This window comes from Aeromonas sp. 84A, from assembly GCF_051919345.1.
Classification (GTDB): Bacteria; Pseudomonadota; Gammaproteobacteria; order Enterobacterales; family Aeromonadaceae; genus Aeromonas; species Aeromonas veronii.
This window is the reverse complement of sequence record NZ_JBQBEW010000001.1, coordinates 1,774,847-1,789,624: the sequence shown is the minus strand read 5'-3', so window position 1 is coordinate 1,789,624 and position 14,778 is coordinate 1,774,847. Positions and strand designations below refer to the sequence as shown.

Here is a 14,778-nt window from a genome sequence, read left to right as displayed (position 1 = left end):
GTGCCCCTTGCCAGCATTGGCAAGGGGCACTGTGTTAAACCAGCTCCCCCAGTGCACCGATCAGAGCGTCGAGTCCTTGATCGACCTTTGAACGCGGGCAGCCGACGTTGAGGCGGATATAACCTGTGCCTTCCGGGCCGTAGGTGTCGCCGCGCATGATGGCGACCCGGTATTTCTCCACCAGCAAGGCTTGCAGCGCATCCATCCGTTCGCTGGAATCGATGCCAAGGCCGCGCAGATCAATCCAGGCGAGATAGGTTCCCTCGGGCACCCGATAGTCGATGGTGGGGAAGGCGGCGTTAAGCCGCGTCGCCACATGGGCGAGGTTGCCGTGCAGATAGCTTTTAAGGGCATCGAGCCAGGCTGCGCCGTCCCGATAGGCGCTGATATGGGCCAGCACCCCGAGAATGGGGGGCGATGAGAGACCGTGGGCCGCCTTGAGCCGCTGCAGATAGGCGGTCCGCGCCGCTGCGTTGGCAATAAAGGCGTAGGCGCCGCCAAGGGCAGGAATATTGAAGGATTTGGAGCCCGAGCTCACCAGCGCCCAGTGATCGTCCGGCGCTACCTCGCTCCACGGCAGGTAGCGGGCAAAGCTCACATCCATATGGATGTCGTCCGAGATGACCTTGACCCCGTGGTGCTGGCAGATGGCGGCCATCCGGCCGAGTTCATCCCGCGTCCAGACCCGGCCAGTGGGGTTGTGGGGGCTGCAGAGCAGCAAAATCCGGCAATCGGGACGAGCCGCTTGTTGCTCAAAGCATTCCCAGTCGATCTGGTAACTCCCCTCCTCTTTTTTAAGCGGACAGGGCAGCAGCACCCGGTCGTTGGCGGCCAGCATATTGCCGAAGGCGTCGTAGGCGGGGGTGTGCACCAGCACCCCTTCACCCGGCGCCGACCAGAGGCTCACCAGCTGGGCAATCACATAGATGACCGAGGGGCCGTAGACCAGCGTCTCGGGGTCGAGGGTCGCCCCGTAGCGGCTGGCAAACCAGTCGCTCACCGCCCCTTTGAAATCGCCGTGATTCCAGCGGCTGTAGCCAAATACCCCGTGCTCAAGGCGGGTTGCCAGCGTCTGGCGAATGCAGGGGGCGGTCGCGAAATCCATATCGGAGATGGTAAAGGGGAGCAGGTCGGCATGGCCAAAACGGTCGGCCACATAGTCCCACTGGGTGCAGTAGGTGCCGTGGCGGTCGACTACGCGGTCGAAGTCATAAATATCGTGCATGAAGTTTCTCCCTCCATAAACAGGAGACATATTGGGAGAGGCAAACAAGGGGGGCTTGCGCCCCCCGTTCGGATCTTATTGGCCGGTTCAGGCCCCCATCAGGCTCTGCAGCTGGTTTTTCACCAGATGCACCTGCGGGCCGATCACCACCTGCAGGTTGTGCTCGTCGAGCTTGATCACCCCGATGGCGCCGTTCGCTTTCAATACCTTGTCATCGACCCGGCTCATGTCCTGCACCGACATCCGCAGGCGGGTGATGCAGTTATCGAGCGCCAGGATGTTATCGGCGCCGCCCAGGGCGTTAAGGATGATTTCACCGTTGTAACCGCTGTTGCCGGCCTTCTTGCCTGCGGGCTGAGCAGCCTCGCTGGTCTCGATTTCACGACCGGGGGTTTTCAGGTTGAAGCGCACGATGGCGAAGCGGAACACGCTGTAGTAGATGGCAAACCAGATGGCGGCCGCGACCGGCACCAGATACCACTTGGTGGCGGTGCCCTGCAGCACGCCGAACACCAGAAAATCGATGAGGTTGCCGTCGGTGTTGCCGATGGTGACGCCGAGCAGCCCCATGGTCATAAAGCCCAGACCCGTCAGGATGGCGTGAATGACGTAGAGTACCGGCGCCACGAACAGGAACAGGAACTCCAGCGGCTCTGTGATGCCACCGATGACGCAGGCCACCACGCCGGAAACCAGCAGCGCCTTGATCTTGCCGCGATTTTCCGGACGGGCGCAGTGATACATGGCGAGCGCCGCACCCGGCAGGCCGCCGAGGAAGGCAGGCATCTTGCCCTGAGAGAGGAAGGAGGTGGCAGAGACCGAGAAGCCGGAAGTGTCAGCACAGGAGAGTTCGGCGTAGAAGATATTGAGGGCGCCGCTCACCTCGTGACCGCATACCAGCTGGGTGCCGCCCGCTTCGGTAAAGCGGATAAGCGCCACCAGAATGTGGTGCAGACCGAGCGGCAGCAGCAGACGCTCACCGGTACCGAACAGGAAGGGGCCGAAGGGACCGGCGTGGGAGATGAGCGCCCCGATGCCGTTGATGCCGGCGGCAAACCAGGGCCAGACGAACGGCACGACCAGACCGACTACACCCAGCACCAGTGCAGTGATGATAGGCACGAAGCGGGCACCGCCAAAGAAGGCGAGCGCATCGGGCATCTTGTAGGTGTAGAAACGGGCGTGCAGTTTGGCGACGATCACCCCGACGATGATGGCCCCCAGAATCCCGGTGTCGATGGAGCTGATGCCGAGGATAGATTTCACCCCGTAGGCCTTCTCCGCCGCCGCGTCACCGATGACGTTGGCTACGGTCAGGTAGAAGTTGATGGAGAGGTTGAGCGCTGCATAGCCGACGAAACCGGCAAAGGCTGCGACCCCCTTCTCTTCCCGCGCCAGCCCGAGCGGAATGGCAACTGCGAACATCACCGGCAGGTAGATAAAGGCCACCAGCCCCACCTTGGTCATCCAGAGGAACAGCAGTTGCAGCACGGTATTGTCGAGGAAGGGCATGCTCTGCTTGACCGCATCGCTGGTGAGCGAGCTGCCGACACCGAGCAGGATGCCCGAGAAGGCCAGCAGGGCGACCGGCAACATAAAGGTCTTGCCGAGGCTCTGCAGGAACTCCCAGATGGTGGATTTGGCTTGAGGCTTGGCCATGAAACGGCTCCTTGTGAATAGACAGCAATGTCTGCGGCTGCCCTCCCCCGCTCGAGGCAATCTCGAAGCAAAAGGCGCGGGTCAGCATCAGGTTTTGCTGGATGATAAAACGTTTTATCAATTTACAAGTGCCGACAGGATCACAGAATAAGGGGGCTGGCTGGCAGCAGGATCCAAATTTGTGAGCCGGATCGGCCAGATGGTGATGTAACGTTTCACTTGGGCATATGAGCAGGTATGCTTGAGCCTCGCTTTCAACTGTCCGTCGTCCATTCGCCCTATGTCGCCCAAATCCCTCTCTGCCAAAGCCACCAAGATCACCGATGTCGCCCAGCGGGCGGGAGTGTCGGTCACCACCGTCTCCATGGTGCTCAACGGCAAGGGGCGCATCTCGCCGGCCACCGCCGAGCGGGTGCAACAGGCGATAAAAGAGCTCGACTATGTGCCCAACAGCGCCGCCGCCAACCTGCGCAGCCAGCAGTCCAATCTGGTGGGACTGATCCTGCGCGACATCACCGACCCCTTCTATACCGAGGTGACCGCCGGAGTGAGCGAGGTGCTTGAGCAGCAGGGCTATCTGCTGTTTCTGACCCAGTGCGGCCACAGCCCGGAGCGGCTGCAGCAGAGCATCCACTCCCTGTCACGGCAGGGGGTGGCGGGCATCATCTTCAATCCGGTGCGCGGCGCGGCGGCCAAAACCCTGGAGACCCTGATCGACTCCGAACTGCCGGTGGTGTGCGCCGCCCGCTCCTACTATCGCGATGACGTGGACTTTATCGGCCCCGACAACACCCACGCCGCCAAGCAGGCCACCACCTACCTGATCGAGCAGGGCCACCGCCATATCGCCTATGTCGGCGGGCGGGCCGACTCCCTCACCCGCGCCGAGCGGATCGGCGGCTACTGTGCCAGCCTGCTGCAATATGGCCTGCCCTTCAAACCGGAGTGGGTACTGGAGTGCGAGCGCACCCAGCGCAGCGCCGCCGATACCATCGCCCAGCTGCTGCACCAGCACCCCAAGGTGACCGCCGTGCTCTGCCACTACCCCGAGGTGGCGCTCGGCGCCATCTATGGCGTCGAGGCGAGCGGCCGCTCCGTGGGCAAGGACAACTACATCGGCCAGCAGGTGGCCCTGCTCGGCTTTGACGACGTGGCGGAGGCCGAACTTACCTCCCCCGCTCTCACCTTCGTCAGCTCACCAGCCCGCGAAATCGGCCGTCAGGCGGCAAGGCGCCTGCTGACCCGGATGCAGCAACCCGAGCTCGCCCCCAACCGCTATATCATCACCCCCAATCTGCAGAAGCGAGAATCAGCCTGAGCGAGGAGGCTTGCAGAGTAGTAAAGGGGGCATGAACTACAAGCTGGATGAGTAAAGCGGCCTTATCTGCCGATGCCCACCCCACCACTCATGGCATCCCCATATATGACAAAACACCGCCAATTGGCGGTGTTTTGTCATTGCTATGAGAAGTAATGCCATCTATTTACAGCAACGCCTCACCATAGCGGTTGGCTTCATTAGAACCTTTTTGCAGTTTAATCAGTAATAACAACACGAAACCGATGACAGGTATTGCACCGATCAATACATACCAACCAGTGCGATTGGTATCATGTATACGACGCACAGCCAGAGACAAACAAGGAATAATTGTCAGCACCGAATAAACTGCAAGTTCGTAATTTAGATGTTCCGGGGAGTTAAATAACAAGGCTAAAATAACGCATATCACGGTATGGAACAACAAGAACATAAAGTATTCTTGACGTGATGCACGTCCGTGGAAATTAAAGTAGTTTTTGAACGCTTTAAAGTAACAATCCATCACACACCTCTATATGAGTATCTGAACAAAAATATTGTTGTGCCAATTTCATGCGATATGTCGTAATTGGCCGGAGCAGTTCAACAATAACCAATGGCGTTAGCCGTACCAACACAATAAAGATTATTAAAAAATATTAACGCGAAAATATAAAAAACGAGGATGGCGGAGCGTGTTCTGGCTGATGGCTCACTTGCCGCCGCCTCCCTTTTCGCACGGGATGGGAGCCTCGCAGCTTGAGAGAGAGAGGTGGCTTGCTCACCACATCAGCAAACGTGCTTGGAAATGGGCGCTCGGCCGTCAGACCATTCGCTAACACCATGATTTAATTTGTTTTAATAGTTTTTAATAATTATTTTTGGTTGGCATCTCACTGGACTGGCCAGTTAGGCTTCAGGTCAGAAAGCAACGTTCCACATCACAAATGCCAAACAGGTGAGATATGAAAAAAAGTTTAGCCATCCTTGTTACCATGACCTTGCTGACCACAGGCTGCTCGAATATCAGTACCCGTGATGCCTTGATTGGTGCAACAGCATTGGGTGCAGCCGGTGCGATTGGCTATTATGCCGGGCATCATAAAAATTCAGGAAAAGAGAACAACTCAGCACAATTCGATCAGCAAGACCTGACCGGTTTGCGTGAGAGCCAGGCCAGTGACCAATTGCAGCAACATGGATTTCATATGGTCGATGGCTGGCAAAATGATCATGGCAACCATGCCTCTTTTGCCATCTGGTATAACGACAACTCTCATCAATGTTTGCAGTTGAAAACTGTTCATGGAGACGTAAAAAATGCCTCTGATACACGCAATGAAAATTGCCACGCCTAATTAAATTATCATTATTAACAGGAACATCCCCATGAAAATGACATATTCAAAATATATGGCTGTCGCGATTTTGTTGAGTGTCTCTGGTTGTGCATTACCGATAATGGCAGCCGACACTGCCGATCTTAATTATCAGGATATTGGTTGGGTCAAACAGGAACTGAGCGACCGCGGTTTTGTAAAAGGTTCAGCACCCAGCAACGCCGTCGAATATTGGTGGAACCAACAAGACCGGCAGTGCATCCGCCTGGCCGTCAAACATGGCAAGGTCAATGACATCAGTGACGAGCAACGTGATGAGTGTGGCGCTGTCGTACAACGATCTCACTCTTCAACCCCGAGTCATAACCACAAACAGCGACTTGCCGTCAACCAGATGCCCAGCTACTGCCTGAATTTTGCTGCCGAAGACCTGGGAAGATACAAGGATGATGTCAGCACCCTGCCCGCCGAAAAAAGCCATGGCAAATACGTGGTGCCGGGGCAGAGTGACGAGATTTTCTTCGAGTGTACCTTTAGCAAAGATGGCTCTTTCCTCGGCATGAACCTCAAACGCTAACCACCCTATTCCCCTGCTCAGGGCGGGAGTCTGTTGTGACGGCTCCTGCCTTTACTCACGATCAGCAACAACAGAAGCCTGTCAGGCACATATGTCCCTTGACAAAAAAGAGCCTCCCCCGTCAGAGTTCACTATCAAGTTGACCTTCAGCACCATGACTCTCGAGACGCTCACCACGCCATGCTTCCGGATCAGGATTCCCATTTGCACTCTTTCGGCCGATTCGTGCTGGACACCAAACAACTTACGTTGACCCGACGCCAGGATGGCGAGCGATCGGTCATGCGTGTCTCTGCCGCTGAAGCGCGTCTCCTGCATTATTTTCTCACGCATGCTGGCACCTTGCTCAGCAAAGAAACGCTGCTGCAAACCGGCTGGCTGGGTCGACCGGTCAGCGCCAGTTCACTGCCAGTCGCCATCGCCAACCTGCGCCGCTATCTCGATACCCCGGAACAAGAGGCGGTGATCAGAACCTTGCCGCGGCAAGGCTATCTGTTCATGCTTGCCCCCGGCGCTGTCTCTGTGCAGGAGGCCGAGCTGGCCCAACCGCAGGCTCCCCGTGAACAAGAGGCTGCTGCCACGCCTGTCATGTCAACCGCGGATGACCCAACCCATCCGGTATCTGCAACGACAAGCAAAGAGCCAAAGCCGCTCCCGCTGTCCAGCTGGCAGCAAAATCTGATGCTGATCATGATGGGGGGATTTGTGCTCCTGCTACTGCTGACAGGCATTTACTTGAGTACTACCTGGGTCACCGTCAAATGCGAACCGGCCGGAGAAGGGATCCTTTGCCATACCCAGAAGCCAGCCAGCCAACTGCCGACCCCAAAACAGGGGGAGATCTGGTTGATGGTGGGTGAGGAGCAGGCAAAATTTCAGGAGAAACAGCGATGAAACGTAGTTTATTGACTCGACTGCTCTATGTGTCGAGTTCGCTGGGGATGCTGCTGGTCTCGCTGATACTGCTAAATAGTCTGGGTTGTGACTATGAAATGCGTTTGTCATCCAAAGAGGCTGATTATTATGCCGTTTGCCGAGCTGGCAAATTTACCGTCATCGAACGTGAACACGGCTCCAAAGCGACCTGGATGGTCACGGCATATCAGGCTGTGCTGGGTAGCCAGCTCATTTTCTTCGTCACTGAACGTTCTCAGGTTGAAGCCCCCCAGACCAAATCACCTTTGAGTGACCTTAACAAGATGCATGGCAGCTTCACCATGCCCCTTAACTATGGCTGGAAGAAGCTGACCCCCGACCATATCGCCATTTTTCAACAGTCGCCTCACCCGGAAATACTGCAGGGCCATTTTGAGGGTTCACTGGATTTCTACCACAGGTTCTGGCCTTCGGTACCGGTGAAAGCACAGTAAATTCCCACTCCAGACCCAGCCCCCCAAGATAGAAGGTGAGCCTGATCACCTCTTTGCAGCGAGGGAATTGAGAGTCAAGTGGAGAGGCATATGATGGGAGCCCCTTCTCTTCACGAGCCCCTTTATGAGCAACCCGCACGACCAGAACCCACCGAGTGAAATCCATCGCTGTGACAAATGCCGGGAGCGAACCCGCCATATCGTGGTGTTGGTCGCCCGCGATCACAGCCAGGACATCATGCCCAAGGATCCGCGCAAAGCCTTCTGGCAAGCTTTTCGCTCCAGCAGCCTGACCAATGCGGTATTCGGCCAGACCCTCGCCTATCAGGCCACCCATGTAAAACATCTTATCTGCGAGCGCTGCGGGGAGAAATTTCTGGAGTATTGAGGCTCAGATGGCGGTGCACCACGGACCGTCAGTGCGGGATAAAAGAGAAATAAATATGAAGTTTGTCGAGAGGGCCCCCGGTCAACTGCCGCTGGCGCTGCTGCTGGAGTCCGATCCCGCAGAGCAGCGCATTGCACCTCTACTTTCCAGCCTCCAGATATCTGTTCCAGAAAAGAGCACTCATAGATGAAACGTATTCTGATTATTGGCAACTCGGGATCGGGCAAGAGCTGGTTGGCAGCTCGATTGGCTGAGGGGTTAACTATCCGCGAGGTCAATCTGGACACCATTGTCTGGCAGCCGGGCGGCTTTAACCAAAAACGGCCCCAGCATGAGATTGACCATGCCATTCAGACACTTGCTCAAGAGCAATCATGGGTGGTCGAAGGGGTATTTGGTGCCCTGGCCGAGCAACTGCTTGATGCCGCCGATACCGTGCTTTTTCTGGATCTTGACTGGTCGGTATGCCGTGATTCACTGCTATCGCGCGGATCACAAAGTGCCAGGCAACGGGATGCCGTAGCAGCCGAAGAGAGCTTTCAACAACTGCTGGTGTGGGCATCGGAATATGGGCAGCGAGCCGGTAAAAGCTCCCGCCACTTCCATCAAGAGCTGTTTGATCTATTCCCAAACGACAAGCACCATTTCACGACTCGTGAAGCGGTAAATAGCTATCTCACTCAACTGACCGTTAACAGCTAACAGGAAACTGGATGGACCAATACAAACAGACGCCAAAACATGACCATATGTTTTTCAGAAAATTTATATCCTATCTGGCTATTACCTTGCCTATCGGCCTGATCCCGGAATTTATTCGGCAGGACTTTCATCTGGATTTGCTCTCATGGCAGGAGGGCGGCCGCCTCACTCTGATCATGATTGGCGTCGCGGCGGCAATGGCGGGAATTGACTGGCTCGTGCATCGCTATCGAACCAAACGACAGCAGCCAAAGGGCCCGGTTGGACCAAACAGGTAAGGGAAGATCGGGCTGCCAAAGATATGGCAGCCCCGTGCCATCAGGAGAGCATGCTTCTTAGCATCCAGGCGGTTTTTTCATGAATATCGATGCGCTGGGTCAGCACATCGGCGGTGGGCTGGTCATTGACGGCATCGACCAGATCGAACAGTTTTCTGGCGGTTCTCGCCGTGGCTTCTTGCGCCAACACCAGATGTTTGAGCATTTCACTGGCACAGGGCACCCCTTCGACCTCCTCAATGGAGGAGAGACGGACAAACTCCTTGTATGTGCCGGGTGCGGGGAAGCCCAATGCGCGGATCCGCTCGGCAATAACATCCAGCGCATTCCACTGCTCGGTGTATTGATCCATAAACATATTGTGCAGGCTGTTGAACTGCGGGCCAGTTACGTTCCAGTGAAAATTGTGGGTCATCAAATAAAGGGTGTAACTATCGGCAAGCAGTGCCGACAATCCATCTGCAATTTTCTTGCGATCGGCGGCTGAAATACCGATATCCATTTCTGGTAAAACCACACTCTCTTTTTTCATCACGCTAACTCCTGTTATTGGCTTTCGGCTTGATAAATTTGGCCGATGCTTTTGCAACAATCATCCCGCCGACCGACGCTACGGCATTCAGATGATAGATACCGTGACGCTGGTCGACTATTCTGGCCGACAGCGCTACTTTGCTACCGATATCGATGGGAGCAATAAAACGAACAGTCAGCTCCGCTGTTAATCCTCTTATTCCCCGTTGCAGCAACGCATGTGTCATCACCGCATCGAGCAGAGTGCTGGTCATGCCGCCATGCAAAATATCGCTGTAACCCTGATGACGCTGGTTGGCAATAAACAGCCCTTCCGTCGCCCCTTCCTCCCCCTGATAAAAGCGAATTCCCAGTGAATCCGGGTTATGAGTGCCACACACCATGCAACGGGCGTGGGACATCATGGTCTGTTGATAACTCTCTGATTGATATTCATCCACTTGATCTATTCACTCGCTATTTGGCCACTCGCATGTTGAGAACAGAGTGCTAGGAGAGCAACTCTTCGATGGCGGCATGTGCCTGGGTGCCATAGATGATGGAGGGGCCGCCTCCCATCAATACCGCGACATCCACGGTGGCAATGAGTTCCGCTCGCGAAGCACCGGCCTTCACGGCCCCGGCAACATGGGCGGCAATGCAGCCATCGCAGCGGGAAGCGATACCAATACCGAGGGCGATCATTTCCCGATATTTCAACGCCAGCGCCTCGTCCTCTTTCATAACGGCTTTGTGCAGCGCAATAAATGCATTCATGGTATCCGGGCTGCTCTTGCGATAAGCAGAGCCAAGCTGGTGTTGTTCTTTATTGATCTCTCGATAATTTTTCATCACGTTATTTCTCCGGTGTGAAAATCTCACCTTTATAGAATGACTGCACTGTCATGCTGATTAACCAGATGATCAATACAATCAGGGCACACACCACTATTTTGGCCAGATAATATGGAATGATATTCCCGGTTGCGTCGGCAAACATGGCCGAGGCTGCGGAAAATGCCGCCAGTGGAAATGAGTACGCCCACGAAGAGAGAAAAAATTTCAGTTTCAAAAAAGTGAGGGTGTTGTACATCAGCAAGATAAATACAAACAGCGCAAAATAATAAATGACATGGGCAAACAGGTCGCTGGAGCTGGCTATTTCGCTATACGAGATAAATCCGATGGAAGGCGGTGCCAGCAGAATAAACATGGTGGGCATCAGCTTCTCGGGCAGGCTCTCATGAAAGAACAGCCGATAGAGCACTATGGTCAGCAGAGAGAACCAGAAAATAAGGCCAATGCTGAAGAAGAACAGGCTGATCTCGTGAAAGCCAAGCGGCACGCCCCCCAGGGGCACCACAATATTGCCGACAATCGGTATAAACCATGCCGGATTGGTGTGGGTGATTGTGAAATGGTCGCGATGGATCCAGTTGCTCATGATGTAGAGGGTGAAGAGCAGTTGCAAGCTGGCGCCCACCGACCAGAGGGCCAGCGCTGCATCATGCCAGCTGGCCCAGTAGGCGGATTGCAGCAGCAAGCTGATTGAGATGGTCGGGAAGAAATTGATCCTGACCGGGTGTTTCAGCTCATGCAGGAACTCGTCATTGTGTCTGAGGATTTTCCAGCCATACATCACCAGAAACGTCGCCAGTAACAGGGAGGACAAGACCCCGAACAGGAACCCTGCCGACTGCAACAGCAGCAGATCCGGAAATGCCTTGCGACAGGCAATCGCCGCCCCCGTCAGCCCCATGATGATTGAAAACAGTGTGACAGGCATATGTGCAATCTTGGTTATGGAGGGGATTTGCTTACCCTCTTGATTCAGGTTTTCCATCAACGTTCCCCTCCAGTTCGACCTAGCGGTTGTGCTTACTCTTCACAACATTTTTTGTGGTTGCGCTGACGGTTACCCTGACAGCCCTGCTGTTGTCCGGAGGCTGACTTGCAGCCCCCCCCTTTGCCAAGGCGGCCACGGGGAGCGCATTGACGGCTTCCCTTGCCGTGATGGCCAGCCCCCTCGGCGCAGCGCGATGCACTGCCTTGTTCAGCGGATGTCAGCTCGGTCAGATTGCCCGACTCATTGCTCAGCATGTCGGCCATAGCGAGACGCCCCTGACTGGCCTGATAGACGGCAAGCCCGCTGCCCAGCAGCTTGCCAAGCATCTTGCTACCGATATTTTTCAGCACGATACGACGGGCTCCCTGCGCCTGGAGCAGCTCCGCCAACGCACTTTTGCACTCGTTGCCTGCCACCGGATTGGCGATTTCTGCCAGGGTGCGTCCCTGTTCATCTACGAATACAAAGCGCTCTGCCTTGGCAAAATGTCCTGCGATATGGTCGTCATTCATCGGAATGGCTGTGATGATGGTCATTTGACCTCCTGCTATCACTGTTGATATTCCGGCCCTGCCCCTTGCCACTCTGCATTCGTCCCCTTGTTCAGGAGCTTCCCGCAGGCTTGCCGGTTGGCATGGCCATGTTCCCAGCCTCTTGCAGCAACCAGATGAAGAGCCGTACGCATCAACTTTTACTGGTTTAGTCACGCATCATTCGGCTCGATAAGCGTCTGATCATGATGCCGCCTTAATTGGCATATGCCATGTATACGCTCAGTTTATGGCATATGCAACAAACTATTTTTTCCAACGAAGAGGTTTGGGGACTCATTAAAGCTCGCCCTGGCATCATTCCAGTGCGCGCCAATCCGCTATCAGCGAGGGCAAAAGGCAGGGGGAGAAATGGCGCATAAAAATCCTAATCCTCCCGGCGAAATGGCGACTTTTTGTGAGAAGGGTCACATCTGATGGCGCCGTTTAACCACATATAAATCCAGACCCTGCTGATGATTAATTTATTGATATGGCGCATTACAAACCTGACGGTGAGCATGACATCAATTCATTTATCTGTTTTTAAAGAAAAAATGGATGGTCGGCTGAAAATGGCGAGTCCTGCCTGAAACGGGATCTTCATCACATCGCGTTTTGCTGCGCACAAAAATCCAGTGATTAGCACATTTGTCCGATAGGGAGGGTGCGGGCGAGCCGCGATAATGATCAGGTCATTTTTATCTAGTACGTCGATACGTACTCACGCATAGCTTCCGTCACCGGAAGCGGGGAGAGCGCTATGATCACCACCTTGATCAATGAACATCTGATCAACCTCGATTTGAAAGCGACGCGTAAGGAAGAGGTCTTCACCGAGATGGCCCGTCTGCTGGCGTCGCAAGGCAAGGTCAGCGACGAGCAGGCCTTTATCAAGGATCTGTGGGCCCGCGAAGAGCTGGGCAACACCGGCTTTGAAGAGGGCGTAGCCCTGCCCCACGCCAAGAGTGCGGCGGTCTGCAACCCGGCGGTCGCCATCGGCATCAGCCGCAACGGCATCGAGTACGGCGCCGAAGATGGCAAGCCGTCCCACATTTTCTTCATGATCGCCTCCCCCGATGGCGGCGCCAACCACCATATCGAGGTGCTGGCCGAGCTCTCCGGCAAGCTGATCGAAGAGGGCTTTATCGCCAAGCTGCTGGCGGCGAAAACTCCGGCCGATGCGCTGGCGCTGCTGCTGGCCAAGAAAGAGGAGCAGAGCGCGGCCCCGACCACCAGCAAAGGCTTTATCATCGGTGTCACCGGCTGCCCGGCCGGTATCGCCCACACCTATCTGGCGGCCGAGTCGCTGGAGCGCGCCGCCAAGGAGCTGGGTTATGAGGTGAAGGTGGAGACCAACGGTTCCATCGGCGTCAAGAACAGCCCGACCGCGGACGAGATCGCTCGCGCCAGCGCCATCGTGGTCGCCTGTGACAAGCAGGTGGATATGGCCCGCTTCGCTGGCAAGCCGCTGATCAAAACCGGCGTCAAGGCCCCCATCAAGGATGGCAAGGGTCTGATCGAGCAGGCCCTGAAAGCCCCCGCCTACGTGGCTGGCAAAGAAGATAAAAAAGGTGAAGAGAAGAGCGCGGGCGGCAGCTCGGATCTCTATCGCTACCTGATGAACGGCGTATCGCACATGATCCCGTTCGTGGTGACCGGCGGTCTGCTGATCGCCCTGTCACTGGCCATCGGCGGCAACCCGACCCCGAGCGGTATGCAGATCCCGGAAGGGAGCATGTGGAACCAGATCCTCAACGTGGGCGTGGCCGCCTTCACCCTGATGATCCCCATTCTGGCGGGCTATATCGCCTACGCCATCGGTGATCGTCCGGCACTGGCACCGGGCTTTATCGGCGGCTGGATCGCCAACAACGGCAGCTTCTACGGCGCTGACGCCGGTACCGGCTTTATCGGTGCCATCATCGCGGGCCTCCTGGTCGGCTATCTGGTGCGCTGGATTGCGACCCGTCAGTACCACAAGATGGTGCAGCCGCTGGTGCCGATCCTGATCGCCCCGATCGTTGGTTCCCTGTTTATCGCGGCGGTATTCATCTTCATCATCGGCGCCCCCATTGCCGACATGATGACCGGCCTCAACGCCATGCTGCTCTCTATGAGTGGTGGCAGTCTGGTGCTGCTGGGTATCGTGCTGGGGGGTATGGCCGGCTTTGATATGGGTGGCCCGGTCAACAAGGTGGCGTTCCTCTTCTCCGTCGGCATGATCGCCTCCGGTCAGACCCAGTTTATGGGTGCCATGGCTTGCGCCATCCCGGCCGCGCCCCTTGGCATGTCGCTGGCTACCGTGCTCGGTCGCAAGCTGGGTATCTTCGATGCCTCTGAAATCGAAGCGGGCAAAGCCGCCGGTGCCATGGGTCTGGTGGGGATCTCCGAAGGGGCGATTCCGTTTGCCGCCCGTGATCCGCTGGCCGTCATTCCAGCCAACATTCTGGGCAGCATGACCGCCGCCGTGATGGCCTTCCTGTTTGGCATCACCAACAGCGTCGCCCACGGTGGCCCCATCGTGGCCCTGCTGGGTGCGGTCAACAAGCCGCTGCTGGCTCTGCTCTGCATGATCTGCGGCGCCATCGTCACCGGCGTGGTCGCGGTTGCCCTGAAAAAGCTGCGGGTCAAAAAGAGTGACGAGGTAACCCTGGCCAAGGCGGCCTGAGTTCCCCCTCACCATCGCGGCTCATAGAGCATAAAAAGAGGCCACCCCACGGGGTGGCTTCTTGTTTTTTGGAATGGCTGGCGGGCCGTTTTCCCCGACACCACCTCCACGAAATGGTGATCGATGAGCACCTATCTCCTAACCGCCCGCCTTGCCTTTGTCCTTCTCTTTCTCCTCACCTCGCCATCGCCCCCTCCTGGCCGCCCACCGCTCTCTCACCTAGCAAACAAAAGCTCATACGCCGCGGAAAACTGGCTGAAATGGCTGCAATCAGGCGTCAGTGGTGTGATGTTTCTCACGCTTTGTCCACGAAAGCGCAAAAACTAGGAAAATTTCCTAGCCCTACTAGGGATGACTCTCAAGCCATTTATTTCAC

At 56.0% G+C, this 14,778-nt stretch carries 17 protein-coding genes and 1 pseudogene; 10 read left to right on the top strand and 8 right to left on the bottom strand.

Translation table 11 applies throughout. From position 1 onward, the window contains the following. Positions 1 to 34: 34 nt before the first annotated feature. A complete protein-coding gene (locus ACTG20_RS08395) occupies positions 35 to 1,225 on the bottom strand; it encodes a MalY/PatB family protein (protein WP_194496036.1) in 1,191 nt (396 codons plus the stop codon). A gap of 87 nt (positions 1,226 to 1,312) precedes the next feature. Continuing rightward, a complete protein-coding gene (gene malX / locus ACTG20_RS08390; protein WP_115522584.1) occupies positions 1,313 to 2,884 on the bottom strand; it encodes a maltose/glucose-specific PTS transporter subunit IIBC in 1,572 nt (523 codons plus the stop codon). A 280-nt stretch (positions 2,885 to 3,164) separates the two neighbouring features. Here malX and ACTG20_RS08385 point away from each other — a divergent pair, with 280 nt between their 5' ends. Further along, positions 3,165 to 4,202 (top strand): Mal regulon transcriptional regulator MalI, encoded by a 1,038-nt coding sequence (locus ACTG20_RS08385; RefSeq protein WP_194496035.1) that lies wholly within the window; start codon positions 3,165 to 3,167, stop codon positions 4,200 to 4,202. Positions 4,203 to 4,368: 166 nt separating this feature from the next. Here the strand turns inward: ACTG20_RS08385 and ACTG20_RS08380 are convergent, their stop codons facing one another. Next, positions 4,369 to 4,710, bottom strand: a complete 342-nt coding sequence (locus tag ACTG20_RS08380; RefSeq protein WP_194496062.1) for a DUF805 domain-containing protein — start codon at positions 4,708 to 4,710, stop codon at positions 4,369 to 4,371. A gap of 442 nt (positions 4,711 to 5,152) precedes the next feature. Between ACTG20_RS08380 and ACTG20_RS08375 the strand changes: the two genes are divergently transcribed. The 8 genes and pseudogenes from ACTG20_RS08375 to ACTG20_RS08340 all read left to right on the top strand — a co-directional run bounded on the left by ACTG20_RS08375 (position 5,153) and on the right by ACTG20_RS08340 (position 8,842). Beyond that, a complete protein-coding gene (locus ACTG20_RS08375) occupies positions 5,153 to 5,545 on the top strand; it encodes a hypothetical protein (RefSeq protein ID WP_194496034.1) in 393 nt (130 codons plus the stop codon). A gap of 31 nt (positions 5,546 to 5,576) precedes the next feature. After that, entirely contained in the window at positions 5,577 to 6,104 is a 528-nt protein-coding gene (locus ACTG20_RS08370) for a hypothetical protein (RefSeq protein WP_194496033.1), read from the top strand. Between the two features lie 180 nt (positions 6,105 to 6,284). Then, positions 6,285 to 6,998: a winged helix-turn-helix domain-containing protein gene (locus ACTG20_RS08365; protein WP_320628418.1), complete on the top strand. Its 714-nt coding sequence runs from the start codon at positions 6,285 to 6,287 to the stop codon at positions 6,996 to 6,998. After that, positions 6,995 to 7,474 carry a hypothetical protein gene (locus ACTG20_RS08360; protein WP_076491456.1) on the top strand — a complete coding sequence of 160 codons (480 nt, stop codon included), beginning with the start codon at positions 6,995 to 6,997 and terminating at the stop codon, positions 7,472 to 7,474. The genes ACTG20_RS08365 and ACTG20_RS08360 overlap by 4 nt, the downstream gene beginning before the upstream one ends. A gap of 124 nt (positions 7,475 to 7,598) precedes the next feature. Further along, positions 7,599 to 7,862: a hypothetical protein gene (locus tag ACTG20_RS08355; RefSeq protein ID WP_021229928.1), complete on the top strand. Its 264-nt coding sequence runs from the start codon at positions 7,599 to 7,601 to the stop codon at positions 7,860 to 7,862. 55 nt (positions 7,863 to 7,917) lie between these two features. After that, a pseudogene (locus ACTG20_RS08350) lies at positions 7,918 to 8,007 on the top strand (GNAT family N-acetyltransferase); the annotation flags it as partial. Positions 8,008 to 8,048: 41 nt separating this feature from the next. Beyond that, positions 8,049 to 8,564: an AAA family ATPase gene (locus ACTG20_RS08345; protein WP_194496031.1), complete on the top strand. Its 516-nt coding sequence runs from the start codon at positions 8,049 to 8,051 to the stop codon at positions 8,562 to 8,564. A gap of 11 nt (positions 8,565 to 8,575) precedes the next feature. Then, a complete protein-coding gene (locus tag ACTG20_RS08340; RefSeq protein ID WP_439987553.1) occupies positions 8,576 to 8,842 on the top strand; it encodes a hypothetical protein in 267 nt (88 codons plus the stop codon). Between the two features lie 40 nt (positions 8,843 to 8,882). Here ACTG20_RS08340 and ACTG20_RS08335 read toward each other — a convergent pair whose 3' ends face one another. Genes ACTG20_RS08335 through ACTG20_RS08315 form a run of 5 tightly spaced genes read right to left on the bottom strand, consistent with a single transcriptional unit; the run spans position 8,883 to position 11,737 of the window. Further along, on the bottom strand, positions 8,883 to 9,374 hold the full coding sequence (locus ACTG20_RS08335) for a Dps family protein (protein WP_005334596.1): 492 nt from the start codon (positions 9,372 to 9,374) through the stop codon (positions 8,883 to 8,885). Positions 9,375 to 9,378: 4 nt separating this feature from the next. Next, a complete protein-coding gene (locus tag ACTG20_RS08330) occupies positions 9,379 to 9,816 on the bottom strand; it encodes a PaaI family thioesterase (RefSeq protein WP_439987552.1) in 438 nt (145 codons plus the stop codon). 49 nt (positions 9,817 to 9,865) lie between these two features. Next, entirely contained in the window at positions 9,866 to 10,207 is a 342-nt protein-coding gene (locus ACTG20_RS08325) for a carboxymuconolactone decarboxylase family protein (protein WP_005353600.1), read from the bottom strand. 4 nt (positions 10,208 to 10,211) lie between these two features. Next, a complete protein-coding gene (locus tag ACTG20_RS08320) occupies positions 10,212 to 11,198 on the bottom strand; it encodes an SLAC1 anion channel family protein (protein ID WP_139463799.1) in 987 nt (328 codons plus the stop codon). Positions 11,199 to 11,233: 35 nt separating this feature from the next. Further along, complete coding sequence (locus ACTG20_RS08315; RefSeq protein WP_440007983.1) at positions 11,234 to 11,737, bottom strand: NifB/NifX family molybdenum-iron cluster-binding protein; 504 nt, start codon at positions 11,735 to 11,737, stop codon at positions 11,234 to 11,236. Between the two features lie 757 nt (positions 11,738 to 12,494). On the opposite strand from ACTG20_RS08315, the gene ACTG20_RS08310 reads away from it, so the two are divergent. Then, positions 12,495 to 14,402, top strand: coding sequence for a PTS fructose transporter subunit IIABC (locus ACTG20_RS08310; protein WP_201986597.1), 1,908 nt, complete (start codon positions 12,495 to 12,497; stop codon positions 14,400 to 14,402). Positions 14,403 to 14,778: the final 376 nt, after the last annotated feature.

What these genes read in the sequence shown, in the direction of transcription:
- ACTG20_RS08395 (WP_194496036.1), bottom strand. Translation starts at nt 1,225, where the DNA reads ATGCACGATATTTATGACTTCGACCGCGTAGTCGACCGCCACGGCACC.
- malX (WP_115522584.1), bottom strand. Translation starts at nt 2,884, where the DNA reads ATGGCCAAGCCTCAAGCCAAATCCACCATCTGGGAGTTCCTGCAGAGC.
- ACTG20_RS08385 (WP_194496035.1), top strand. Translation starts at nt 3,165, where the DNA reads ATGTCGCCCAAATCCCTCTCTGCCAAAGCCACCAAGATCACCGATGTC.
- ACTG20_RS08380 (WP_194496062.1), bottom strand. Translation starts at nt 4,710, where the DNA reads ATGGATTGTTACTTTAAAGCGTTCAAAAACTACTTTAATTTCCACGGA.
- ACTG20_RS08375 (WP_194496034.1), top strand. Translation starts at nt 5,153, where the DNA reads ATGAAAAAAAGTTTAGCCATCCTTGTTACCATGACCTTGCTGACCACA.
- ACTG20_RS08370 (WP_194496033.1), top strand. Translation starts at nt 5,577, where the DNA reads ATGAAAATGACATATTCAAAATATATGGCTGTCGCGATTTTGTTGAGT.
- ACTG20_RS08365 (WP_320628418.1), top strand. Translation starts at nt 6,285, where the DNA reads ATGCTTCCGGATCAGGATTCCCATTTGCACTCTTTCGGCCGATTCGTG.
- ACTG20_RS08360 (WP_076491456.1), top strand. Translation starts at nt 6,995, where the DNA reads ATGAAACGTAGTTTATTGACTCGACTGCTCTATGTGTCGAGTTCGCTG.
- ACTG20_RS08355 (WP_021229928.1), top strand. Translation starts at nt 7,599, where the DNA reads ATGAGCAACCCGCACGACCAGAACCCACCGAGTGAAATCCATCGCTGT.
- ACTG20_RS08345 (WP_194496031.1), top strand. Translation starts at nt 8,049, where the DNA reads ATGAAACGTATTCTGATTATTGGCAACTCGGGATCGGGCAAGAGCTGG.
- ACTG20_RS08340 (WP_439987553.1), top strand. Translation starts at nt 8,576, where the DNA reads ATGGACCAATACAAACAGACGCCAAAACATGACCATATGTTTTTCAGA.
- ACTG20_RS08335 (WP_005334596.1), bottom strand. Translation starts at nt 9,374, where the DNA reads ATGAAAAAAGAGAGTGTGGTTTTACCAGAAATGGATATCGGTATTTCA.
- ACTG20_RS08325 (WP_005353600.1), bottom strand. Translation starts at nt 10,207, where the DNA reads ATGAAAAATTATCGAGAGATCAATAAAGAACAACACCAGCTTGGCTCT.
- ACTG20_RS08320 (WP_139463799.1), bottom strand. Translation starts at nt 11,198, where the DNA reads ATGGAAAACCTGAATCAAGAGGGTAAGCAAATCCCCTCCATAACCAAG.
- ACTG20_RS08315 (WP_440007983.1), bottom strand. Translation starts at nt 11,737, where the DNA reads ATGACCATCATCACAGCCATTCCGATGAATGACGACCATATCGCAGGA.
- ACTG20_RS08310 (WP_201986597.1), top strand. Translation starts at nt 12,495, where the DNA reads ATGATCACCACCTTGATCAATGAACATCTGATCAACCTCGATTTGAAA.